The organism is Maridesulfovibrio frigidus DSM 17176, assembly GCF_000711735.1.
Taxonomy (GTDB): domain Bacteria; phylum Desulfobacterota; class Desulfovibrionia; order Desulfovibrionales; family Desulfovibrionaceae; genus Maridesulfovibrio; species Maridesulfovibrio frigidus.
This window is the reverse complement of the sequence record NZ_JONL01000001.1, coordinates 491,783-515,622: the sequence shown is the minus strand read 5'-3', so window position 1 is coordinate 515,622 and position 23,840 is coordinate 491,783. Positions and strand designations below refer to the sequence as shown.

Here is a 23,840-nt window from a genome sequence, read left to right as displayed (position 1 = left end):
ATTTAAAGGGCTGATTCTCTAATAGAGAATCAGCCCTTTTATCGTTGGATTAATGGGTTAGCTACTCCTCTCAGACAGCTCAAGTTTGCGCTGTCCATACACTGCTTGGCCGAGCGATATGCAGCCATCATTAGGTGGTAAAAATCTATGTACCAGTGGCTTCAATCCACGTTTCTGCAGTTCAATAGGTAGCTCAACTGCTAGCGTAAGATTTTGCATCACCCCGCCGCTAAGGCCTACAGATGTTATAGCTGTCTCTTTCGCGATAAGCTCGGCGCAATCCGCAAGGCCGGAGATTAAGCCCGCATGAAATTTGCGACTGATAATTCCGGCTGAAACCCCTGATGCATGATCATTAAAGGCTTGTTTGAAAAGTTCACCCGTGCAAATTTCAACTATTTCAGGATCATACTCTTCATGCTCGCCAAGCAGCTCACCTGGTGTTTTTTTGATGGGACAGCAATATTTGCCTAGTTCCTCGAAGTCCTGAATTTTTTCCAGAATTATTGCTGCCTGTCCTTCGTAAGTTATTGTTTCACAGAGGCCGAGCATTGCTGAAACTGCATCAAAGAGTCTGCCGCAACTGCTTGTGGACGGGCTGTTGATGTTTTTATCAAGCATCTGATTTAACATGTTTGCGCCAGCTTTAAGGTTCTCTGGCAACAGAATAAGGCCTGTATCAAGACCTAAGTCTCGTGCCGCGGCCCATGCTATTCTCCACGGTTCGCGCACGGCTGCTTCTCCTCCGGGGAGTCGCAGGTGAGTGAATCTAGCTAGTCGTTTATGGTCAAGTTTTTCATTATCAACTAGCAAACATTCTCCACCCCATATGGTGCGGTCTTCGCCAAGTCCTGTGCCATCGAGCGCAAGTCCTAAAGCTGGCCCAGAATGTTTGTTTTCGGCTAGAACAGCGTAGATATGCGCGTAGTGATGTTGCAAAGCTGTCGTGGGTATCTTTTCAGCTAGTCCAATTTCGGAAGCTAGTTCCGTGCTAAGATAATCGGGATGTAAATCGTGAACGATTAGTTCTGGTTTAACCTGTAAAATGTTTTGAAGGTGGTCTTTTATTTCTTTCCAGAAATCTACAGTTTCAAGGGTCTGCATGTCGCCGATATGCTGGCTCGAAAAAGCCTGATCACCTTTAGTAATGCAAAGTGTGTTTTTAAGCTCCGGTCCTGTTCCGAGCACGCAGGGACCTTCTTTATTTAGAAAAACTGGAGATGGAGTGTATCCTCTAGCCCTTCGCATAAAAAGTGTTCTAAAGCCCGTTCCAGCAGACGGTGCATCAAGTTTCTCTGCCCCTGTTTCGTCAAATTCTGGAACTGATCTCGTTACAGAATCGTCGACCCGTATAAGAATATCACGATTATGAAATAGAAATATGTCCGCAATGCCCGCCAGAAGTTTTAAAGCCTCACGGTTGCCGATGCATATGGGGTCCGAACTCATATTCCCGGATGTCATAACTAGGGCTGCGGGTGAACTTTTCAGTTTCGAAAAATATTTTATCAGTACTTGGTGCAGTGGAGTGTACGGAACCATTAGCCCTATGAAACTCGTGTCAGGAGCGATGTCTGGCGCGAGTGAATATGATTTACTTTTGGGAGCGAGAACGATTGGCCGCTGTAACCCTTCTAATAGTTCGTGATCGTTTGCAGATAGATCCGCAATTTTGCCTGCCTCAGCAATATCATGAACCATTACCGCCAGTGGCTTGTCCGGCCTGTTTTTGCGTTCGCGAAGAGTTTTTACTGCGATGGGGTTTGATGCATCACAAACGAGGTGAAACCCACCGAGCCCTTTTACTGCCGCAATTTTACCTTCGGCTAGAAGCTGCGCAAGTTTGTGAAGAGCATTCTTTTTTCCTGGAACTTTGGTACCTTTATTGTCGGTGAGCCATACTTCAGGGCCGCACTCAGCACATGCGTTAGGTTGTGCATGAAATCTGCGGTCGAGCGGGTTTGTATATTCTTTGCTGCATGCTTCACATAGCGGGAAACAGCTCATGGACGTTACTGGGCGATCATAAGGAATCGAGCGGGTGATGGTGTAGCGCGGCCCGCAATTTGTACAATTTGTAAAGGGGTACTCGTATCTGCGGTTGTCGGGATTACTCATGTCATCGAAACAATCCGGACAGGTTGCAACATCCGGACTGATGAGCACGCAATGTCCTTCGCCCGCTGTGCTTGATAGTATGCAGAACTCAGATTCGCCTTCCAGTAAATTCAGATCTTCCTTTTTAAGCGAAACTATTTTTGCCAATCTCGGCAAATCATTTTCTAGTGCGCTATCAAAGGATGCATGATTTTTCGAACTTCCTTGAATCTCGATTAATACGCCTTCCGGGCTGTTGCGTACGTTACCGGATAATTTACATTTGAGAGCTGTTTTATAAATAAATGGCCTGAATCCTACACCTTGGACTTGACCTGTGACGGTAAGGATTCTGCGGGAAAAATTACTTTCATCCATATGTGAATTTCTCATTAGGTGTGCGGTTTAAAGAATATATTGGTGTGCTAAGCTTATGTGATTTTACTTAAAATGGATTTAAGTCTTCCTTTAACTAGTCGAACAGCGTTGAACTCCATCGGGCTTAGTATAGAAGGCAACTGGAAATCTGTTGTGTCAAAATCATCAGGAGGTTCGATTACATATTTAATCTGATCCGGGTCGTAACCACAAATTTTTTGCTTAGAAATTTCCTTCCAGAGCTTTACTTTGTTCGGGCTAAGGCCAAGCAACATATAAATAGCAGTATCCAGAGCATATGGATTTGGAGATCCGGCAAGTAGGCTCATGGGGTAGGGTTTGCCATCGAGAGGGCCGGTTACATGCATGGGATAAATTGCATCCATAAGGTTAAATGCTATAGGCATAGCTGCAGCAACCTCGAGGATCATTTTTTCCATAAGACCTTCAATTTCACCAAATCTGGTGTGTGCTAAAGCTTTTCTAAAGCCGACCACCGTTCCAAACATATTTTTGACTGAGCCAGTTACTAAAAATTGACTGTGAGCTTTCAGTTTAGGAACATTAATGATCATATCCGTTTCAAGTGCGTCGCGGGAAATTCCAATGGTTGCACCGAATGATAGTTCAAGAGGGGCAGGACGGCCTAGGGTCTTAGTCTTAAGGCCTAGTTTGGCAAGTCCCGTTGTCATTCCGATTGTTTTGGCTATTTGCGCCGCTGTCCCATATGCCGGGGAATCTCCAACGGTAACAATAGCTCCGCAGTCAAGTAAATAACGGCAAAGTGAAATAGTTACATTAGGGTGAGTGCAGGCCAGCTTATTGCGTCCTGAAACAAGATTCGGCTTAACTAGAACCTTTGTTCCCGGAGCTATTTTACAGCCCGTTTCTTCAAGAACCATTTCAACAGCTGTGTCCAAGAATGTTGATTCATATTCTAGGATTCGGAAGTATGCGACTGGTTCTGTATTTTTGTTAATTGTGCTCATCTAATGTTTTTATGCCTAACCGTTTAGTCTTTAGTTTTAACCGTTTTCGGAACGGGTTTCTTAGTTGCTGCCGCAGGCTCAGCTGCTTTTACCGCCTTTGGCGCTGTTCTCTTTGGCTTAGCTGGTGTGGGTTTTGCGGCACCCTTTTTATTGCCTGCTGGAGGTATTACTTTCTCGGAGGTCTTTTGTGAAGCCGTAGGTTGTGTCTTTTTCGGGGGCGCAACTTGCGCCTTTTTTGGTGACGCAGGCTTTTTCACAGGCTTGGCTGGATTGTTATCAGCAGTAGTTGCTATCGTTTTCTTTCTTTTTAATTCAGGCGCGACCTGTTTAGGAGGTCCGTCTTTCTTTGCGGCTGACTCAGAAGATTTTTTGACAGCAGTCTTTTGTTCGGGACTTTTTTCCTTCGCTTTATTTCTTGCGGGTTTTTTAGAATCATCTTTTGGGGATGCAGGTTTTGTCGCCGATTGTTTTGGGGCCGCTGATTTTGGGACGTCGGTGACCGGCTTCTTGTTTTTTACTACTTTTTTATTAGCAGGATCGTCTTTGCCTGTTTTTGCCTCTTCTGCTGCCGCAGCCGCTTTCTTGGCTAGAGCTGCAGCTTTTTTCTTGCGTGCCTTTTGCTTTTTAATAAATGCTGCTTTATTCTCTATCTTTTCTGCTCCACTCATTTTCTTAAGGAAGGATACATCTGTGACAGTTCTGAAAAAAAGCAAATTGGCAAGGTCCCAAACCAATGTAAGCATTAAAAGAACAAAGGTTCCGATTGAAAGGTATGTAAAACCTGAATTGATATGAATTGGAAGTGCATTTCGTAAATTATACGCAGGAATAAGCGCCTCCAGTCTAATTTTGCTCGTTAACTGTTCCTGAGCCGTCATTCGTTTTGACTTCATAGATATAGCTAATTTTTTAAGAATGCGGTCTACAACGAACATGGACTGGGTTGCAGACATACCATATTTGTTTTCGAGCTTTTTGTTTTGATTAAAATAAAGCTGGCGTACGTCATTCATCAAGTATTTAAGGGTATATCCTAGGTCCCCTTGTACTTTAAGTGTACGTCCCTTTGGCGTTACCATGAGCTTATTTCGTAGTAGTATGCGTGTTGCTGCCTCAAATATTTTGCGATTGCTGAAGGACAGGTTTGCAGTGAAACTTTTACCGAGGTTGTCTCTGTTAGCTGCGTTAAGTTCTTCGAAAGGAGGAGTTATTCCTTTTCGTAGAGAGTTAAAAGTGCTCTCCATAATCTCAAAGGAGTTTTTATCATTTTCGAGAGGTAAGTACATTGTGCCTAACGCGGCAACGCTAAGAAATAATAGTAATAGTGCCGTGAGGAGTGTTTTGATGGAATACTTCATCATTTCGCCTCCTCGTCTAATGTTGGTTTCATATCCCTGATGATATCGTGTACTAGAGCATAAAAAAGCCAACCGCAGAAAACGACCATGCCTATGATCATTATATATAGAGCGCTTTGGTCGAGCGTAGTTGAAATTCCATATGAGATGTCAGCTCCGGCCTTTCTTAGTTGTCCGGGCAGAGCTAGCAATCGGTTGATTATAACTGAAACCACGACCAGCGAAACAAGCCCCTTTATTCTGTACGGCTCTATATATCTGATAGCTTTACCGCCTAGGTGAATGCCTGTCATGGTTCCTGCTATCAGGCCTGTGATGCAGTAGATATTGATGAAGCCGTTTAGGCCGAAGGCTCCCATGGTCAGTGCGCCTGATGATAACGCCAGCCTAACCAGATCCGTTCCTGCGACTATTGCCGCTACACATCCGAATCCTTTGGTAAGCACGGTAAAGCTAAGAACTATTCCGGCTGAGCCCGTAAGTGCCATAAAAAATCCACCTACAGTAGCGAGCAGGAAAGCCGGAAGCACCGGGATGCGCGAGTAGGGACTAGCTTCAGATAAGTCTACGATCTTTTTAGCTTCATCTAGTGCCTCTTCGTTAGTCGGAGCTAGTTCTTCCTCCGGCGCTAAAACTTTATCTTTTACTGTAGTAGGAAAATCAATGTACGGTGGAAAATTCATTGTTCTGATAGTTCGAGCTATTTCCCATGGCTCTTCGTCTGGAAATGAAATTAGAGCTGAATCTTTGGTGGATTTTTTTTCCGTTTTAGATGAGTTTGCAGCCTCTTTTGGCGGCGTAGCTTCTTCCGTGCTTTGTGAAGCCCCAGTCTGTATTGCTGCTTCCTTTTCTTTTTCGGCATTTTCTTTGCGCAGTAATTCAAGTGCATATTTGTGAGATGCTTCTCTAAAATCAGGTATAATAATGAATGAATAAATGATTAACCAGAAAATGATCATTGTTGAGATGAAAACATCGGTCCCTGCGGGGTCTGCCAGAAATATTGATGACGAAAGTGAGAATCCCGCAAATCCTCCAGCCGCTGTTCCGGCTGTCATTATTATGGCCATCTTGTAGTTGATTCGTTTATTGAGTCCCATTCTGACTGCTTCGATAGCGCTGAAAAGAAACAGCCTGAAAATTTCTGATCCAACGGCGTAAATACCTGATATCCCCGCAGTCATAAGGGCTGGTACAACAATTAAGCCTCCTCCTGCACCAATGGTGGAGCTTAGCATCCCAGCCACAAGCCCGATTGCTGCAGATAGCCAAAAACCGGGGCCGGAACCGTCTGGTAGGATATATGGATTATTTGTGTTTCCGATATATTGAGGGGGCTTGATTGTATCCGCGCATATTCCTGTAACCGGAATTAGTATAGCGCATATAATGATAAGAAAAAAAAGTAGGCGTCTATCAGAAAGATGAATCATAATATTCCTGCCTGAGCTATTGGATATTTTGGGTAACTATAAGAATAAAGGAACTTTTTATCAACTCAATATAATTTTAACGTAGATATCGCTAAAAACTTGCACCGCATGTGCTTAAATAGTAGTTGAATTGGTCCGAAATATTACAAAATTCAGATCATTTTTATATTCTTTAAAGTGGAGTAGTCATGAATAATAAGATTGTTTCCATGAAAAATGTTTCCATTGAACTTGAACAAGGGCCAATACTCCAGAATATTGACTGGGATATTAAGCGCGGTGAGCACTGGGCTGTACTTGGTGGTAATGGAGCAGGTAAAACAACTCTATTCAGAGTCCTCGCCGGAGCAGTCTGGCCTGATGATGATAAATCTCGCGAGTTTTATTTTGACGGTGTAAAAACTAATAGTCCTATTGAAGCTCAGGAGCGAGTTTATATTGTTTCGCCTGAGCAGCAGGATGTTTTTCTTAAAATGGGTTGGATTGTGAGCGGAGAGGAAGCAGTTCTTGCTGGAAAGGACAACACTCCTTTCCTTTATAGATTAGCTGACGAATCTGAGTATGAAGAAGCTCGTGAACTTATGGCTTCTCTCGGCATGGAAAATCTTGCCAAACGCAGCATTGTTGCAATGTCTCGCGGAGAAGGGCGCAAGATACTAATTGCTAGGGCTCTTATTGCGCGCGCTGAAATTATTATTCTTGATGAGTTTTTAGAAGGAATTGACCAGCAGTCCCGAGCACAGCTTATGGAGGCTGTTAATGCCGCTGCCGCTAGAGGCGTGACCATTGTCTGCTCAGCTCATAGGGACGAAGAGCTGCCTGCGTGCATAAATAGAACTTTGTATCTTGCAGATGGCAAGATAGACCACTGTGAAAATGGCCGGGGCGAAGGTGTTGCCTGCTATGTTGATCCTGCTCAGAAGCGCACGCCACCTGCTGTGAACAGAATTGAAGCTGGTAAAACTTTATTCAGGCTTTGTGATTCCAGTGTAGTTTTTCTCGGGAATACAGTCCTTACCAATGTGGACTGGGAAATGAATGGCGGCCAGAATTGGGCTGTTCTAGGTAATAATGGTGCTGGTAAGTCCACACTTCTACGACTTTTATACGGAGATGCGGCGGCCTATGCTGCCGAAGAAAAAATGGAACGCCTGCCTGAAAAAGGAGACAGTATTAGGTCTGTCAGAGGGCGGATGGGAATGGTTTCTGCTTCGCTTCAAGCTTCTTTCGGGGAAGCCGTGGGTAAGCCTATATTAATTATTGATCTTGTCCTTTCGGGCTTTTTTGCCTCAGTTGGACTTTTTGATGAGATTACCGATGAGCTTAGGGAAAAAGCATATGAATGGCTAAGGTTTTTTGGAATCGAGGATCTGGCTGAGCGAAACACAATGCAGTTATCATATGGACAACTGCGAAAAGCTTTCATTGCGCGCGCTTTAGTTTCAGGGCCTGATGTTTTGTTGCTCGATGAACCATTAGCCGGAGTGGATACGGCTTCGCGCAAGGAAATATTTGACCTGCTGGAATCTTTAGCCGCTGCGGGAGTGGCAATGGTTTATGTCACTCATCATAAAGAAGAGCTGATCCCTTCGATTTCGCATGTTCTTGAAATAACCGATGGGCGTGTTTCTTATCGAGGTGAGAAGGAAGAATATTTTGCAAGGCAAGACGCTACGATGAAATAGTCTGAACATAGGTAATAAAAAAGGGAGGGAGCTTTATACGCTTCCTCCCTTTTTTGGTTTGAAATAAATTATGGCGGTTTTATTTTTTTATCCAGCCTTTACTGGACATACAACTTTCGAAGGCCCTACTTTCCGCTGAGTATTCTTTTTGCTGCTGTTCATAAGTCTTCAGAAAACGAAGTTCGTTTTTCGGCGCGGAATCGGTGTTTTTTGAGGATCTTTTTGTGCAATAGTCACGGTCTTTAGTATATTGGTCGCCTTGATCTATAGATGGATCAAGACTTGGATTTACGTAGGAGGTGCAACCTGTGAAAACAAGTAAAATTAATAAAATTAATGGGCGCATAGTATTCCTTTCTAGGCAGTTACGAAAAAGCCTTTGTTTATTAAATTTTCTTTATTGTATGGGAACTCTTTGCTGTCCAGTCCGAGCATCGTACCGCCTGCGGCTTCGACAATAGCCTGCCCTGCCCCTGTATCCCATTCCATGGTCGGATTGAATCTGGGATAGATATGTGCCTTTCCCTCAGCTACCAGGCAAAATTTGATTGCACTGCCTGCGGGTGTCATTTTAGCGACGTTCATAGTGCTGAGGTATTTTTCTAAATCCGGGGACGGGTGGGATCTGCTACCTACAACAACCAAACCTTCGTTTTCGGCAGCGGGCTTGGTTGTAATCTTTTCTGGTGCTCTGTTTTCGCGAGTTACGTAAGCACCTTTTTCAGCGCACCCGGTGTATAAGGTGTCACTTGTAGGGGCGTAAACTACTCCCAGCACAGGGCGGTTGCTTCGCATTAATGCAATACAAACGCAGAACTCACCATTGTCTTTAATGAATTCTTTTGTCCCATCCAGAGGATCCACCAAGAAGAATTCATTCCATGACTGCCTCACAGAAAAAGGAATATCAGCTCCCTCTTCTGACAATACAGGAGTGGAGGGATAGAGTTCTGTGAGGGCTTTCATAATGACTTCATTGGAAGCTATGTCCGCCGCTGTCACTGGAGAATCGTCCTTTTTATTGACGACTTCGAATCCCTTGCTGCGAACATCCATGATGGCTTGGCCGGCATCTTTGGCTATCTGGGAAAGATTTATTATCATTTCATTCATGAATAAGTCTTTACCAGACCTTTTGGTGGCTGTCATCAGCTCTTGCCTCGTGTTATGTGTTGTTTTGACTTACGATCCTCAGGATATTACCGTAAAAATATGAAAATCAAACTTATTTGTTTTGGACACCTTACAGTTTATCATTCAAATGATGATTTCCTGGAAATACCAAATGGATCTGTTACAGGTGATTTACCGGCTCTTTTAGGCTTTTCTGATGAAGATGCCGCAATGTATTTTGCCGGAGAGCAGCGTGTTAGTGCTGATCATGAAATCTTAAATGAGGATGTTATTAAAATATTTCCTCCCATAACCGGCGGGTAAAATGAACACTGAGAAGCAACTATACGAGAAGTTAGAAGGGAATTTTATTGAAAAGGTTTTCCCCAAAGGTATGACTGTTAAGGTTGCGCCCCAATCTTTATTAAAAGCTATTTCAATTGATCTAGAACTGGATATGCACGTGGTTGAACAGGCAGCTTATTCCGCAGGGGCAGTGCCCGAGAGGTATGTCCGTAATTTAACCACATTTACACAGGAGGAGCAGGCCAAACTTTTTTCATCGAAGGTTGCTATGGTTGGGCTAGGTGGTCTCGGTGGGCATATGCTGGAATCTTTAGCTAGAGCCGGAGTCGGGCATATCGTTGCCTGTGATGGGGACATTTTTGAACCTTCCAATCTGAATAGGCAGTTTTTATCGTCCGAATCCACTCTTTTAATGAAAAAAAGTGCGGCAGCGGCTGAGCTTGTTAAAAACGTCAATCCCGCTGTTTTGTTTGAAGTTGAATCGCAATTTCTCGAGGGTGGCCAGTTTGATGAATTTGTTTCGGACTCAGATATCGTGGTTGATTGCCTTGGAGGCTTGAAGCACCGCTCGCAGTTAAAGGACGCCGCTTTTAGAAATAATATTCCTCTTGTTACTGCCTGCGTGGCTGGATGGGCAGGAATAGTTGCTACTGTTTACCCCGGTGATACTTCTCCAGCTGATTTCTTCGGCGACAACAATGGGCTCGAGGAAGCGCTTGGTACTCCGATACCTGCTATTTCCACTGCTGTCGGAGTGCAAAGCGCGGAGATTCTAAAAATATTAAGTGGAAAGGGGGCCGGTCTTGCTGGGAAGGCTCTTATGTTTGATCTGTCCGGAATGATTTTCGACACGGTTACTCTCTAATTGTTGACCTTTTACATAGTTTGTATTTCTGCTTTTATGTTTTTTTTCCTCTCTTTTTGATAATGGTTAAGAATTTAGCCTGTTATAGAACTGTCTATAACAGGCTTTTTTGTGGCCTGACTCGTCATGCATTAACGTGTTAGTTGCTTTTTTTTACGCTATTATTATTTTAAACCATGTTATTTTTTTAGATTTTAGGGTTATTTTTTTAATAGGTGTTTGTTGGAGTAGGTATTTTTAAAGTAATTAGATTGTGATAGCATGTAATTGTTAATCAAATGTTATTGTTACATTCAATTTTATACCTAACTTTTTTCCATGTAACTTTATAAAATATAAAAATGCGTAGTTATTATCAAATAGGCGTGTCTATTGCAAAATGCAAAAAAAGCAGGGTATATAATAGATTGTCTTATAGGTTGTTTTCGCGCAGGTCTGTACGCAGTATTTATAATAAAGGGAGGAGTCATGGAAAAAAAACTTGAAAATGTAGTAAGTGAGATGAATGATATTTCTGCAGCTCTTAAATTTCTTAGTGAGGCCATTGAATGTCATGACTCGGAAGGTAGAAGCTTGAACGGTGGCGGTATGTCGTATTTGGCTCGAGTTCTTAGCGACAGGGTCGCTAAAGCTTCAGATTTGTGCTGGGATGTCAAAACTTCCATTGAAGATGCTCGTATTTGATAAGACTAAATGTTGAAATCGTTGTTAATTATACTGTAGAATTATAAGATCATGTGCTAATGTTCTTAGATTATTAGTGTAAAAGCAAATTTCGTGATTTTTTATGTCTAATTCACTTCATTCGAATTTTAAATACATTCTTTTATTTGCCTGTAACAGGGCTTAAGTGTCGCGGAGGTAAGCGGTGAGCGGTAAAGAACTAAATGATAAATTGAAAGAAGAATCTCCTGTGATATTGGTTGTGGATGATTCTATAACTATGAGAAACTTTTTAACTAGAGTTCTTGAAGATGATTATCAGGTTGTTACTGCCGTTGACGGGCTTGACTGTGTTGATGTGTATGAAAAGACCCAGCCAAGTGTGATTTTGCTGGATCTTCTTATGCCTCGGATGGACGGCTTTGATGTAATAGAAAAGATCAGAAAAGAGATAGGAGACCTGGAAGTCATAATTATTGTTTTGACTGGACAGGATGAGCAGGAAATTAAGGCTAGAGCTTTAAATGCCGGAGCCAATGACTATCTGACAAAACCTTTTCATGTTGTTGAGCTTAAAGCTAGAGTCGGCGTTGCCATTAGGCAGGTGATGCTTACGCGCCAGTTACAGGCAACCAATGCGCAGTTACAGAAGGCTTACAATATAATTGATGATGAAGTTAAGCTGGTCGCAAGACTTCAGGATAAATTACTTCCAACAGATATTCCTGTCATTGACGGTCTGGAGCTGAAGAGTCTGTATAGGCCATCGGGCCGAGCCAGCGGAGATTATTTTGATGTTTTCGGAATGGAAGACGGAGTTATCCGGGTCATCATGGCTGATGTGTCTGGTCATGGACCTCAGGCTGCCTTCATTATGGCAATTGTCAGAACCTTGTTTAAGGCAGATGGCGATGAAAATCGGGATTTGGCTCACAGTTTAGAACAGATTAATGAGCATTTGGTTGATCTGATTGGTCAGGATTCTTATTTTGTTACTTTGTTTGCAGCCGATATAAATTTCAATACAGGCACGATGAAATTTCTTAGTGCCGGACATTGCCCCGCATTAATTATGCAGGACGGGGTGATGGGGAACTCTTTGAATGCACATGTCCCGCCGCTTGGGTTCTTTCCCATTGATACTACTCTTGATGAACGCCGATTTTCGTCTTCTCTGGATTTATTTATGTTTACGGACGGATGCTATGAATGGCGTATGAATGATGACTTTTTCAGCTTGGATCCGTTCATGGAGATTGCTGAGAAGCTGATGACTGACGATAATTTGAATCTTGATGAACTTGAAGATATTTTAGAAAAGGAAACAGGAGTTCGTCCGGTCTTTGATGATGACGTGACTGCGCTTTCGATCAGATGGAAAAAGGCAGATTAGGCGAAGAATTTTTTACGTGAATTTTTGCCGATTATTTTGCTTGCGAAGTCGCATTTAATTTCAGTAGCGCGTTGAAGCTATCTTCAAGGGTTTCCTTTTCAGCAACTAACTGTTGCAAAAAACCGTTTATTGCTGGGACCATTTTTATGGCGGTGTCAATTTCCGGGTTAGCTCCTGTCTGATATGCTCCGATATTCACCATATCTTCAACTTTATTAAAAGTCGCAAGGTGTCTGAGAACTTGCCTTCCGGCCGCAACTACTGCATCTTCCGTTATATCCCCTCGCACCCTGCTGACGCTCTTTAGGACATCAATACAAGGATAGTGGCCCTGATCTGCTAGATCACGGGTTAGAACTATGTGTCCGTCAAGAATAGAGCGTGTTGCATCAGCTATAGGCTCGGTGAAATCATCACCATCAACTAGTACTGTGTAAATACCTGTTATCGATCCCAGCTGACTTTTGCCTGCTCGTTCCAATAGCTTTGGAAGTTGGGCAAAAACTGACGGAGTATATCCACCACGGGTTGGAGGTTCGCCGGCGGCAAGGCCAACTTCACGGCCTGCCATGGCAAAACGGGTAACAGAGTCCATCATTAGAATCACATCATTTTGTTGATCGCGGAAATATTCGGCAATTGCTGTGGCTGTGTAAGCCGCGCGCATGCGCAGAAGAGGGCTTTTGTCAGATGTCGCGACAATAAGAACCGATCTTGCCATACCTTCGGGGCCAAGATCTCGTTCCATAAATTCTACAACTTCTCGGCCACGCTCTCCCACAAGTGCGATAACATTGATGTCCGCTACCGTATAACGGGCGATCATACCAAGTAGTGTCGATTTTCCGACACCTGAACCAGCCATGATGCCTACACGCTGTCCCTTACCTAATGTGAGCAGGCTGTTTATTGCTCTAACTCCAACATCAAGTGGTTCGTTGATTCTAGGTCGTTCAAGCGGATTAGGCGGGTCGCGGTGAAGCGGGTTGTAGGATTCCGGTATAATAGGCCCTTTGCCGTCAATCGGTTCTCCGAAGGCATCAACAGCTCTTCCGAGCAAGTTCATGCCTACGGGTATATGCGGCGGTGCTGTTGCATTTTTTATGAGAGATCCGGGACTGATGCCGTGAAGTTCTCCATAGGGCATGAATAGGCATGCGCCATCTCTAAAACCGACAACTTCGGCCGGAATTGAATCTGTAGAGTTTTCATTAGGCATAAGGTGGCACACGGAACCAAGGGGAGCCTTAATTCCTTTACCTTCAGCTATTAAACCGACTACCTTAGTTATTTTACCATAACTATGGCAGGAGGTGACAGAAGATAGAAGCTCAGTGCAACCTTTCATGTCAGCCATTAGTTTCTCCTTCTGCTACAGTCGGAACTGCGGCTGTAAGTTGTGCCAGAATTTCTTGCACACCTTCCCATCTGGAGGTGATGGTGTTGTCAACCATAGCGTCATCGGCTTCTAGAGTGATGCCACCGTTTTCGATAGCTGGGTCAGCTTTGATACGCCATTTCGATAGGGATGGATAATCTGCCTGTGCTTGCTCAAGAAGTGGGCCGATGATTTGCTGGTCCGCAGGAGAAACTTTGATTGTCAGATATGTCTGATTGTCAATTAGTGACAGAGACTCTTCCAGCAGTGCTGCTAGGATCTCATGTCTGCGCTCTTCCATTTCAACTGCAAGGGTTTTTTCTATGACCATCAGTACTAAAGAGACTGCATCTGTCGACTGAGCTATCATAAGGGAACTGGATTGTTCCTGAATCCCGGACAATGTCTGTCCGAGATTCTGGCTGAATCCTATCATATGCTTTTCAGCTTCAGAGGTGGCTTCTGCCTTTCCCTCTGCATACCCTTCAGCTTTTGCATTAACTTTAATCTGCTCGGCTTCAGCCATCGCTTTGGCAATAATATCCTTAGCGATATTTTGAGCTTTTGCTTTTATCCGGACAAAGTACTCCTGATCAGTCGTGTCATCCCACGTAAGCTTCTTTTTACCTTCCATCTCCTGGAGAGTCATTTCTTGGGCATTGTTATTCGAATCAAGTCCCATGATGACTTTACCAGTGTAGAATTTATCTTCTGCTTCTGTGTTAGACAAAGACATCTCCAGATCCTCTGCTTATCATTATGCGTCCCTCGTCTTCTAGGCGACGGATGCTTTTTACTATGTTCTGTTGCGCCGATTCCACATCTGAGAGTTTTACCGGTCCCATGATTTCAAGGTCTTCACGGATCATGTTAGAAGCACGTTCGGACATGTTCTTGAAGATGAGTTCCTGAAGATCGTCGGAAGCGCCCTTGAGTGCTGTCGTAAGTTCTTCATTGGAAACCTCTTTGAGAAGTTCGCGAATTGCTCTGTCGTCCAGTCCTTTCATATCTTCGAATACGAACATGAGGTTTCGAATTTCTTCGGCCATCTGTGTTGATTCTTCTTCTATTTCTGAAAGAACTTCTTCTTCGGTCGCACGGTCTACTGCGTTGAGAATTTCTGCAACAGCAGGGATTCCGCCAACCTTCTTGCCTTCTTTACCACCCATGGCGATGAGCTGACTTTGCAGTACTCTATCAACTTCCATGAGCATTTCTTCTGCAACGGCTTCGAGTTTTGCAAGTCTCATAAGGACTTCTGCTCTGACTCCTCCGGGCAGGCTGGAGACTAAGTCCGCGGCCTGATCGGGATGCAGGTGTCCTATTATTAGTGCTAAGGTCTGAGGATGTTCATTCCTAAGAATCTGAGCAAGGATTTTCGGACTTACATTTTGCAATTCCTGGAATGGGGCCGGTCCGCTTTCGAGATCCAACTTATCCAGAATGTACTTTGCTGTTTCTTCATCAAGGGATTTGCTGAGAAGTCTTCTGACCTGATCAGCTCCACCCATGAGGAGCTCTGCTCCGTATGATAATGTTTCGTTAAATTCTTTGAGTACTTCAAGGACTTGTTCCTTGGGGACAGAATCCATTTCCAGCATCGCTCTTGAGACTTCGGCAATTTCAGGCCTAGTCATACGTTTGAATGATTCTGAAGTGAACTTATCTCCTAAGGCGAGAAGTACAATTGCTGTTTTTTGGTTCCCTGAGAATGGGGTCGACAATTTATGCTGCCTCCTGCTTCAACCAGGTCTTCAGAACCTGCACTGCCTGATCCATATTCTTTTCTGAGAGTTGCAGAGCCTGAGCCTTGGCGTTCTCCAGCTTACGTGCCGCATCTAGAGCCTCTTCGTCAAGGTCGCTGTCGTCTAGAGACAATCTTTCTGCACCTTCAGGAAGGCCGGCCATCTCATCAATTTCTTCTTCGGAGATGCGTGGCTTGATAAGAGCCATCACTACCGGACGTACAACCAAGATGAGGAAGAGGAAGATGAGAAGCCCATTAAGGAAAGGCTTTCCGAGTCTTTGAGCGTATTCGAGCATTGTGCGCATAAGCCCTTCGTCACCGAAGATATCCTGCATTCCGAAGGTCATATTTGACACTTCAAGAGAGTCGCCGCGGGTGGAATCGTAACCAATCGCAGATCTGACTAATTCTGTAATGCGTTCCATTTCTTCTGCTGAACGGGGAACATATGTTGTTTCACCTGTCTCAGCGTTCTTTGTGTATGTGCCGTCAACAACGACTGCCACGCTAAGACGCTTGAGTTCTCCTACAGGGACAATTATCTGCTGCTCTTCTTTGTTAATTTCGTAGTTAGTAGTTTTGGTCTCACGGGTTGACTCCTGAGTAGTCGCGGTACCTGTGAAGCCATCCCCTCTGAAGTTTGCTTCAGGTACGCCGCCATCTACATTGGCTGAACCCTGAGTGGTTTCTTCACTGGATTGTTCGCTTCGTGCTACCTGACCGTCAGGGTCGTATGCTTCCGTCTTAATAGTGCGCTGTCTGAAATCAAGCTCAGCATTAACTTTAGCTATAACCTTTTCAGTTCCTACTATTGGCATGAGTAAACGCTGGATGCGTTGCTCTATTTTACTTTCCATTTCAGCTTTATACTGGAGCTGGCTGGAGCTGACGTTAAGGCCAAGGCCTCCGTCTTCTTCCGGCTGGTAGAGGACCTGTCCGCGCATATCTGTAATAGTTACGTGCTGTCCTTTGAGTCCTTCAACTGACATTACTACTAGGTTCAAGACGCCCTTGACTTGCTTTTCTGTAAGCTTTTCTCCTTCCTTAAGCTTCAAAACTACAGAAGCGGAAGGCTCAGCCTGCTCTTCAATGAAAAGAGACTTTGCTGGCATAACAAGATGCACTCTGGCGCGTTCAACCTGAGGAAACTCACTGATTGTTCTTGCAAGTTCGCCCTGAAGAGCACGCTGGTAGTTAATGCGCTGGATAAAGTCAGTCTGACCGATCTGAACTGCATCGAAAATTTCATAACCGATTCCCTGTCCGTGCATGGCCCCTTCACCCGCAATCTTGAGGCGGAGGTCATATACTCTGTCAGCAGGAACCATAATTGTGGCTCCGTTGTCTTCAATCTTATAAGGTTCCTTAGTGGATTGAAGAATGCCGACAACGCGGGAAGCGTCTTCTGCGTAAAGTTTTGTGTAGAGAACTTTGTATTCTGTCTGGTTGAGCCAGAATACCATTAAAAGAAATGCGATAACAACAGAGGCCGCTAGCCCCCCGATGAGAATCTGCTGGGAAACAGTGCGGTCGGACCAAAAATTTGTAAACTTTTCTAAAGACTCTGTGGCGAAGTTGGTCATAATCAAACTCCTAACGATTTTTCGAAAGAGAAAGCAAGTAGCGGTCCGAATTAATAATTATCCATTATTATAGTGTCTTATGTTTACAAAAGTTGGTTTAGAAATATGAGGAAAAATGTCTGACAAAAAATTGTCTAGAAAGGCATTTTCAGAACTTCCTGGTATGCAGACATGACTTTGGAACGCACGGTGCTTGTCATAGTCATGGCAAGTCCTGCTTTCTGGAGTGAAATCATCAACTCATGTACATTCTGATTTTTGCCAGAAGCAAAGTCTTCAATCATGGACTTTTTCTCAGTCTGCAAATCATTTACATTAGTAAGGGAGTCTTTGAGCGTGCTTGTGAATGAATTCGGTTCGGTATTGCCCACTTTCATGGTTTGGTCGAACTTCTTATCAAACTTATTCTGAGTCTGTAGAGCGTTGGTATATGCCTGCATGGCGACATTCTTAATAGACATTTTGTTTCTCCTTTAATTACGTAATCAATAAATGGCTGATTAGCTCATTCCGATTCGAAGAGCGCGGTTGAACATTTTTTTTGCTGCATCTACTGACTGAGCATTGGCTTCGTATGATCTACTAACTGTGATCATATTTACCATTTCTTCGACCACGTTGATGTCTGGGTATCTAACGATACCTTTTCCATCCGCATCAGGATGGTTTGGCTCAAAGACTTCTTTGAACGGCCGGGTGTCGGAGACAATGCCTCGTACGGTTACACCTCTGAGTTGCTGGCCTAGTTCGCTGTTCATTGCTGTATCGAAAGGAGAGAGTAGAGGAGTTGACTCCATAGAAACACTTTTACGACGGTAAGGACCGCCTTCTGCTGTACGCGTTGTTCTGGAGTTAGCCATATTCATAGATACGACGTTTAAGTACTCTCTTTGCGCCTTGAGCCCTGAGGCTCCCAGTTCAAGTGCTGTCATGAAGTTCATTATCTAGCTCCTGCTTGGATGACTTTTTCCATCCCTTTAAAACTCTTGGTGATAACCTGAGTTAACGCATTATATGCTAATGAATTTTTAGTCATAGTGACCATCTCGTTATCAATATCTACGGCGTTTTCTCCGTGGACAACTCGAGGTTCAAAGTCAGCAATAGTTCTACCGCTGAATGTGGTCGGGTCGAAATTTGCGGGCACATGCATTTTGCTTGTTTTTGTCATCTTGCCCCGTGCATCTTTGCCGATGGCCTTTTGCAGGCTGTCTTCAAATTCTAGCGTCTTACCTTTGTAGCCAGGGGTATTAACGTTTGCTAGGTTGGATGCGACAAGATTTTGACGTTGTAGTCTCAGGTCCAAAACCTTACCTGTTAAAGCTATGCTGCTATCAAATAATCCGCTCATATCCTCATCCTCCTGCAAATATTGCCTGGTCCTTCCGAAGTCTGGAAGTGTGATTGTGGTTTGTAATTGAATAAGAGTTAGCAAGACTCGTTCCAATCTTGTATATGTCTTATATTATTGAATTAAAAGTGGTACGCCCAGTTGTTGTCATTACTCAGGTGTCGTAAAACGGGCGGTGTATAATTTTCCTATATATAATGTAGGGAGATTATGTGGGTGTTTGGCACATCAGTTGCATTAATCTAGGCAGACCAATACAGGTCGAAAAAAATGCCGTCTAAATCCAAATCAGTCGGTAACTATTTTCGGAGGGATTATGAGTCATCTAGATTATGAGATTAACAAGGAACTCGGTGAGTGTTATCTGTTCATGGGCGAACTGGATAAAGCTGAAGATTACTACAAGAAGGCTGCCGGATCTAACGGTGTGCATCCTGATCCTTATATCGGGCTTGCTACAATCGCGATTCAACGCGGCGAGTATGATTCTGCCATGACTCTTTATGAAAAGGCACATTCCGTAGAAGTCACAGACAAGAGCTTCGCTGGAATGGGACTCATTCAGATGGAAACATCTAAGCAGATTGATGCCTTTGCAAGTTTTTCCGAGGCCTTAAGCATTAATCCAAGCAACATGGTTGCGCTTTTCGGAATTATCAGAATCGGTCATGAATCTGAAATGGTAGGGGAAGCAGTTCCTTTCCTTGAAAGATTCCTCGAAATTGAGCCTGAAAAGCATGAAGTCCGTTATTCCTTGGCAGGTTGTTTTATCTGTATGGATATGAAGGACGAAGCTGTGCAGCAGCTCGAAATGATTTTAGAAATGGACCCTGCTAATGCAGCAGCTAAGGAATTGCTTGAGCAAATTTAACTTAGCAGATTCATTGCACAATACTGACTCCCCTCCTGTTTGGCTCCCGTTCTGAATTAGAATTAATTCAGGGACGGGTGCCAATATAAAGGAAAAGGTAGGGTCTAGCGCTTGCCTTTGGTGCGTAAATCCGGCACAACTCCACAAAAACAATAGCGGGAGAAGTGTTATGGATATGCTACCTATTAAGCGCGGAGTACTCAGTGTAACTGATAAATCCGGTCTTGCAGAATTTGCGTCTGAGTTAGCTGGCTTCGGTGTTGAATTGATCAGCACCGGCGGAACCAGGAAAGCTCTGCAGAATGCAGGACTTGAAGTTAAGTCAGTAAGTGATGTTACTGGTTTCCCTGAGATCATGGGAGGCCGTGTCAAAACTTTGCACCCTCATGTGCATGGTGGAGTTCTTGCGGACAAGGATAACCCAGAACACATGTCTACTCTTGATGAACATGGAATCAAGACGATTGATATGGTTTGTGTAAACTTATATAATTTTGCTAAAGCTGTAAGTGAAGGGCAGGATCTTAGGAGTGCTGTTGAGCAGATCGACATCGGCGGTCCTACTATGTTGCGTGCTGCGGCTAAGAATTTTCATTCTGTTCTGGTTGTTCCTAGCGTTGTTCATTATCCTCGCATTCTTAAAGAAATGAAGGATAACGACGGTAAGATCTCTCTTGCACTTAGGAAGGAACTTGCCGCTGAAACTTTTGCGCTTGTTTCCAAATATGACTCAATGATCGCCAAATATTTGGCAGATCACGACGCATAAGTATTATATTAAGCGGGGCGATAGAATTTAATATAATTCTGACGCTCCGCTTTCATTGTTCAAATATCCTACGGGATAAAGGAAGATGCAGCCATAGCTCTGAAACTCAAAGGAAATACGCAGGGTCTTAAACCCAGCGAGGTCAAACGGATCAATCGTCTTGCGGAACGCAGTTACAGCGACCTTTGCGGATATTCTAACGAACAGGCACGTGAACTTTCCTCTCTCAGTCATGAGATAGGTAGGCAGATCGCTCTGCTCGTGAACAGGCAAGGTCGTCCTGAATTGATTCTGGTTGGTGATCCGTCATCGATTTATATTCCTGAACTGCCAAGAGCACGCCAGTCTGAGGGAAGACTCAGAGGTTTGCGGCTTCTTCACACACATATTTCAGGGGAAAGCTTATCCGAAGAAGATCTTATGGATATGGTTTTTCTCAGACTCGACAGTGTTACTGTCATTGGCTCCGATTCAAACGGTGATCCTGAATTTGCGCAATATGCTTATCTTCTTCCTCCGGGATCAAGTGAAAAAGCTTACGAACAATTGCCTCCTGTGCGCTGGAATGAATCAGACATCGATTTGCCGGCTGTAGTTAAAGCCCTTGAGGATGAATTCAGCCGTGCGGATAAAACCAGAGACAACTCTGATGAACGCGAGCGCGCGGTCGTTGTCAGCGTATCTCAGGATTCGAAGGCTTTACAAGATCGCTCCTTAGACGAATTAGTGGATCTTGCTGATACCGCAGGTCTAAAAGTAGAAGGACGCCTTATACAGCGGATTAGGAAGGTTAATCCTAAAACTATTATGGGTAAGGGGAAGCTTGCCGAACTGGAAGTCCTTGCATTACAGGTAGATGCGGATGTTGTTCTTTTTGATCAGGAACTTACTGCCGCGCAGATGCGAAATCTTTCTGAGGTTACAGAGCGTAAAGTTTTGGACCGTACTCAGCTGATTCTAGATATTTTTGCTCAGCACGCCACAACAAGAGCAGGTAAACTGCAAGTTGAAATGGCGCAGTTGAAATACACCATGCCGCGTTTGGTCGGAATGAATAGTGCCATGTCCCGCTTGATGGGAGGAGTTGGTGGTAGAGGTCCGGGTGAAACTAAGCTTGAAATTGACCGTAGACGAGTTAAAGACAGATTGGTCAAACTTGGTAATGAACTGAAAAAAGTGAGTAAGCAGCGCGGGTATACCCGTGATCGCCGTTCCCGTGCCGGCGTTCCTGTTGTCTCGCTTGTCGGTTATACGAACGCAGGTAAATCAACCTTACTGAATACACTGACCAACAGTGTTGTTCTTGCTGAAGACAAGCTTTTCGCGACTCTTGATCCTACCAGCAGACGGATTCGTTTTCCTAATGATCAGGAACTTATTCTTACTGATACGGTTGGGTTTATTCGTCAGTTACCTAAAGAATTGAAAGAAGCTTTCAGAGCAACACTCGAAGAGCTTGAAGTTGCGGATGTTCTTTTACACGTTGCTGACGTTTCTCATCCAGAAGTGGAAGAGCAGATTGAAGCGGTTGAGAATATTATTCAAGATATGGAATTGCAGGAAATTCCCGTTATCCTAGTTCTGAATAAATGGGATAAACTCAGCGCTGAGAGCCGCGAGATGGTCAAAAATGTATTTCCTCAAGGTATTCCAGCAAGTGCGAATAACCGCAAATCTCTCAGGCCTGTTGTTGAACAGATGTTGGAAGAGCTTAGGAAGCTGTCGAAGAAGGTGCGGTAAAAAGCTCTCTTATTTTTAGTTTATCGATATATTTAAAAGCCCCCATAATGTGATGTAAACATTATGGGGGCTTTTTTTATGAAAAGATGTCCTGAATAACCTTTTCAAAAGGTTCCATCTCAATGGGTTTAGACAGGTAGTAATCCATACCGGAGTCTAGAAATTTCTCTTTATCTCCCATCATAGCATACGCTGTCAGCGCAATGATTGGAATTAGAATATTGTTTTCTCCTGCCTTACCGTTCCGGATAGCAGTAGTTGTTTCAAGGCCATTCATAATAGGCATTTGTACATCCATAAAAACAAGGTCGAAAGAGTCTTTTTGAAGAGCCTCAATTACTTGTTTCCCGTTTTCAACAGTAGTTGTATGGATACTTTGCTTTTCAAAAAACTTTTTAATTACAACTCTACTGATAGGGTCGTCCTCTGCTATGAGTATTTTGATGTTTTCAACGGAATGAAACTTTTGAACGGCTGGGATTTTATCTTCAATGTTGCAGGACTGAGCGAAGGCAAACGGTAAACTTATATAAAAAGTGGATCCGATTTCAGGTTCACTTGTCATTGAAAGGTTGCCATCCATTAGAAAAGTTAGATTTTTTATGATTGCAAGGCCAAGTCCTGCGCCTTGATGCTCTCTTGTGTAGCCTTCTTTAGCTTGTACAAAGGGATTAAATAGTTCCATCACTTGTGAATCTTTGATGCCGATGCCAGTATCAGACACAGAAAATAAAATTCTTTTTTTATCAGGCGTGGCGAGTTGAATATCATCTGCTTCTATGGAAATTGTCCCTGTCTCTGTAAATTTAATAGCATTATTAACAAGGTTGCTAATAATTTGTATTAGTCTGTCTTGATCGCCAATAATTGATTTAGGGATAGAATTACTGATTCTAAATTTAAGAGTGAGTCCTTTTTTTTCACATACAGGAGCAAACTGTTGCTCGATTGATTGCATCATAGTGCGCAAGCGAAATGGCTCATTGTAGAGTTCTATTTTTCCTGCTTCAACGCGTGATAAATCTAGAATGTCTCCAAGAAGGTTGGTGAGACGTTTGGAAGATTGAATCGCTATGCCTACATATTCAAGTTGTTCCTCACTTGGTGACATTTCTCTAAGAATTTGGAGAACTCCCATTATTCCGTTAAGAGGAGTTCGCAATTCATGACTCATATTTGCTAGGAACTCACTTTTTGCACTATTGGCTACGTCAGCTTGCTCTTTTGCCTGTTGAAGGTTTTCTTGATTTTTTATGCGCTCAGTTATGTCCTGAGCGTAGCCTACCGTTCCTATGATTTTTCCATCCATTGAAACTGGTGATTTATGGATTTCGAAGCATCGAGCCTGCCCTCCATCATTCACCCATTTTTCGATTCGTTCAGCATTCCCATTCTCTAGTATAGATTTAGAGTTACCTTTAAGATTTGTTGCTAAGGGTGAAAGTGGAGTATAAGGAGCTTGTTTCCGGTCCTTTATTGCAGAGGAACGAGTTTCACTAAGTTCAATAAATTTTGAATTCTCAGCAAGAGAGTTATCTTCTAAGTCAGTTAGCCATACGAAAAAAGGAAAGTTGTCTAGTAAGGCTCGTTGGTATCTTTCGCGTGTTTTGATGTCTTGCTGTGCTGATGCCAATGCTGCGAGGGGAATGCCGTGGATCGGCACCCATAATAACCATGCAAATACTAAACTAAAGGCAAGCACTACTAATCCAACAATAAGTTGATAAAGATAGGAGTTTTGTCCTTCGATCCGTCCAATGGGGCGGCCGAAGTCATATATAATTACACTCTCTTCGATAAATGGGCCACTTGAAGTTGGCAATTTTTCTACTACAATGGTTTCATCTGTTGTATATATTCGATAACTATTCTGGTTAGATGTGTATCGCTCAATATTGCTAACTAAACGATCCGTGGAAATATCCCATGTATCCGGATGATCAGCAATAAAGTTGTTTAATGCCGCAGCTTGCACCGTTAAAGTTGTTTTTAACTGTGAAGATAAATGCATGTACGAGTAAGTCGAATATGCAAGGATTGGTATGAGCGCCACAACAAGAGATAGTGCTAGAGTCAAGCTTGTTACAAGAGAGGTGTTCGTTGATTTTTCAAGGCGCATTT

At 43.5% G+C, this 23,840-nt stretch carries 23 protein-coding genes; 8 read left to right on the top strand and 15 right to left on the bottom strand.

The window, feature by feature from the left end:
* Positions 1-57 precede the first annotated feature (57 nt).
* From hypF to BR06_RS0102465, 4 genes are read right to left on the bottom strand one after another with little or no spacing between them, the layout of a single operon-like run.
* Entirely contained in the window at positions 58-2,475 is a 2,418-nt protein-coding gene (gene hypF, locus BR06_RS0102480; RefSeq protein WP_031479781.1) for a carbamoyltransferase HypF, read from the bottom strand.
* Positions 2,476-2,528: 53 nt separating this feature from the next.
* Positions 2,529-3,464: a DUF362 domain-containing protein gene (locus tag BR06_RS0102475; RefSeq protein WP_031479779.1), complete on the bottom strand. Its 936-nt coding sequence runs from the start codon at positions 3,462-3,464 to the stop codon at positions 2,529-2,531.
* A 23-nt stretch (positions 3,465-3,487) separates the two neighbouring features.
* Positions 3,488-4,825 (bottom strand): hypothetical protein, encoded by a 1,338-nt coding sequence (locus tag BR06_RS0102470; protein ID WP_051676867.1) that lies wholly within the window; start codon positions 4,823-4,825, stop codon positions 3,488-3,490.
* Positions 4,822-6,255 (bottom strand): TSUP family transporter, encoded by a 1,434-nt coding sequence (locus BR06_RS0102465; RefSeq protein ID WP_031479775.1) that lies wholly within the window; start codon positions 6,253-6,255, stop codon positions 4,822-4,824. Before BR06_RS0102465 ends, BR06_RS0102470 begins: the two co-directional genes overlap by 4 nt.
* A gap of 188 nt (positions 6,256-6,443) precedes the next feature.
* Here BR06_RS0102465 and BR06_RS0102460 point away from each other — a divergent pair, with 188 nt between their 5' ends.
* A complete protein-coding gene (locus BR06_RS0102460) occupies positions 6,444-7,940 on the top strand; it encodes an ATP-binding cassette domain-containing protein (RefSeq protein ID WP_031479773.1) in 1,497 nt (498 codons plus the stop codon).
* A gap of 79 nt (positions 7,941-8,019) precedes the next feature.
* Here the strand turns inward: BR06_RS0102460 and BR06_RS0102455 are convergent, their stop codons facing one another.
* Both BR06_RS0102455 and cysQ read right to left on the bottom strand, forming a co-directional pair.
* The gene (locus tag BR06_RS0102455; RefSeq protein WP_031479771.1) at positions 8,020-8,286 is read right to left on the bottom strand and encodes a hypothetical protein; all 267 of its coding nucleotides are present in this window, start codon (positions 8,284-8,286) and stop codon (positions 8,020-8,022) included.
* Positions 8,287-8,297: 11 nt separating this feature from the next.
* A complete protein-coding gene (gene cysQ, locus BR06_RS0102450; RefSeq protein WP_235727641.1) occupies positions 8,298-9,089 on the bottom strand; it encodes a 3'(2'),5'-bisphosphate nucleotidase CysQ in 792 nt (263 codons plus the stop codon).
* A 63-nt stretch (positions 9,090-9,152) separates the two neighbouring features.
* Here cysQ and BR06_RS0102445 point away from each other — a divergent pair, with 63 nt between their 5' ends.
* The 4 genes from BR06_RS0102445 (at position 9,153) to BR06_RS0102430 (ending at position 12,280) form a co-directional block, all read left to right on the top strand.
* Entirely contained in the window at positions 9,153-9,377 is a 225-nt protein-coding gene (locus tag BR06_RS0102445; protein WP_031479767.1) for a ubiquitin family protein, read from the top strand.
* A gap of 1 nt (position 9,378) precedes the next feature.
* Positions 9,379-10,224: a HesA/MoeB/ThiF family protein gene (locus tag BR06_RS0102440; protein ID WP_031479765.1), complete on the top strand. Its 846-nt coding sequence runs from the start codon at positions 9,379-9,381 to the stop codon at positions 10,222-10,224.
* 468 nt (positions 10,225-10,692) lie between these two features.
* A complete protein-coding gene (locus BR06_RS0102435) occupies positions 10,693-10,908 on the top strand; it encodes a hypothetical protein (protein ID WP_031479763.1) in 216 nt (71 codons plus the stop codon).
* A gap of 184 nt (positions 10,909-11,092) precedes the next feature.
* Entirely contained in the window at positions 11,093-12,280 is a 1,188-nt protein-coding gene (locus BR06_RS0102430) for a PP2C family protein-serine/threonine phosphatase (RefSeq protein WP_031479761.1), read from the top strand.
* 31 nt (positions 12,281-12,311) lie between these two features.
* Here BR06_RS0102430 and BR06_RS0102425 read toward each other — a convergent pair whose 3' ends face one another.
* From BR06_RS0102425 to flgB, 7 genes are all read right to left on the bottom strand, one after another.
* Entirely contained in the window at positions 12,312-13,637 is a 1,326-nt protein-coding gene (locus BR06_RS0102425) for a FliI/YscN family ATPase (RefSeq protein WP_031479759.1), read from the bottom strand.
* Complete coding sequence (locus BR06_RS0102420) at positions 13,630-14,394, bottom strand: FliH/SctL family protein (RefSeq protein ID WP_031479757.1); 765 nt, start codon at positions 14,392-14,394, stop codon at positions 13,630-13,632. Before BR06_RS0102420 ends, BR06_RS0102425 begins: the two co-directional genes overlap by 8 nt.
* Positions 14,381-15,382, bottom strand: a complete 1,002-nt coding sequence (fliG, locus tag BR06_RS0102415; RefSeq protein ID WP_031479755.1) for a flagellar motor switch protein FliG — start codon at positions 15,380-15,382, stop codon at positions 14,381-14,383. The genes BR06_RS0102420 and fliG overlap by 14 nt, the downstream gene beginning before the upstream one ends.
* A gap of 1 nt (position 15,383) precedes the next feature.
* Positions 15,384-16,988, bottom strand: a complete 1,605-nt coding sequence (gene fliF / locus BR06_RS0102410) for a flagellar basal-body MS-ring/collar protein FliF (RefSeq protein WP_031479753.1) — start codon at positions 16,986-16,988, stop codon at positions 15,384-15,386.
* Between the two features lie 134 nt (positions 16,989-17,122).
* Positions 17,123-17,449: a flagellar hook-basal body complex protein FliE gene (gene fliE / locus BR06_RS0102405; protein WP_031479751.1), complete on the bottom strand. Its 327-nt coding sequence runs from the start codon at positions 17,447-17,449 to the stop codon at positions 17,123-17,125.
* 39 nt (positions 17,450-17,488) lie between these two features.
* Positions 17,489-17,929 (bottom strand): flagellar basal body rod protein FlgC, encoded by a 441-nt coding sequence (gene flgC, locus BR06_RS0102400; RefSeq protein ID WP_031479749.1) that lies wholly within the window; start codon positions 17,927-17,929, stop codon positions 17,489-17,491.
* Entirely contained in the window at positions 17,929-18,339 is a 411-nt protein-coding gene (gene flgB, locus BR06_RS0102395; protein WP_031479747.1) for a flagellar basal body rod protein FlgB, read from the bottom strand. Before flgB ends, flgC begins: the two co-directional genes overlap by 1 nt.
* Positions 18,340-18,655: 316 nt before the next feature.
* Between flgB and BR06_RS0102390 the strand changes: the two genes are divergently transcribed.
* Together BR06_RS0102390 and BR06_RS0102385 are read left to right on the top strand one after the other, a co-directional pair.
* Positions 18,656-19,210, top strand: a complete 555-nt coding sequence (locus tag BR06_RS0102390) for a tetratricopeptide repeat protein (RefSeq protein WP_031479745.1) — start codon at positions 18,656-18,658, stop codon at positions 19,208-19,210.
* 169 nt (positions 19,211-19,379) lie between these two features.
* The gene (locus tag BR06_RS0102385; RefSeq protein WP_031479743.1) at positions 19,380-19,979 is read left to right on the top strand and encodes an IMP cyclohydrolase; all 600 of its coding nucleotides are present in this window, start codon (positions 19,380-19,382) and stop codon (positions 19,977-19,979) included.
* Positions 19,980-20,006: 27 nt separating this feature from the next.
* On the opposite strand, the gene BR06_RS20665 is transcribed toward BR06_RS0102385, so the two are convergent.
* On the bottom strand, positions 20,007-20,252 hold the full coding sequence (locus BR06_RS20665; RefSeq protein ID WP_235727640.1) for a hypothetical protein: 246 nt from the start codon (positions 20,250-20,252) through the stop codon (positions 20,007-20,009).
* On the opposite strand from BR06_RS20665, the gene hflX reads away from it, so the two are divergent.
* A complete protein-coding gene (gene hflX, locus BR06_RS0102380) occupies positions 20,241-21,719 on the top strand; it encodes a GTPase HflX (RefSeq protein WP_235727639.1) in 1,479 nt (492 codons plus the stop codon). The two genes, BR06_RS20665 and hflX, sit on opposite strands and share 12 nt — an antisense overlap.
* 76 nt (positions 21,720-21,795) lie before the next feature.
* Here the strand turns inward: hflX and BR06_RS19530 are convergent, their stop codons facing one another.
* Entirely contained in the window at positions 21,796-23,838 is a 2,043-nt protein-coding gene (locus BR06_RS19530) for a PAS domain-containing hybrid sensor histidine kinase/response regulator (RefSeq protein WP_051676866.1), read from the bottom strand.
* Positions 23,839-23,840 lie beyond the last annotated feature (2 nt).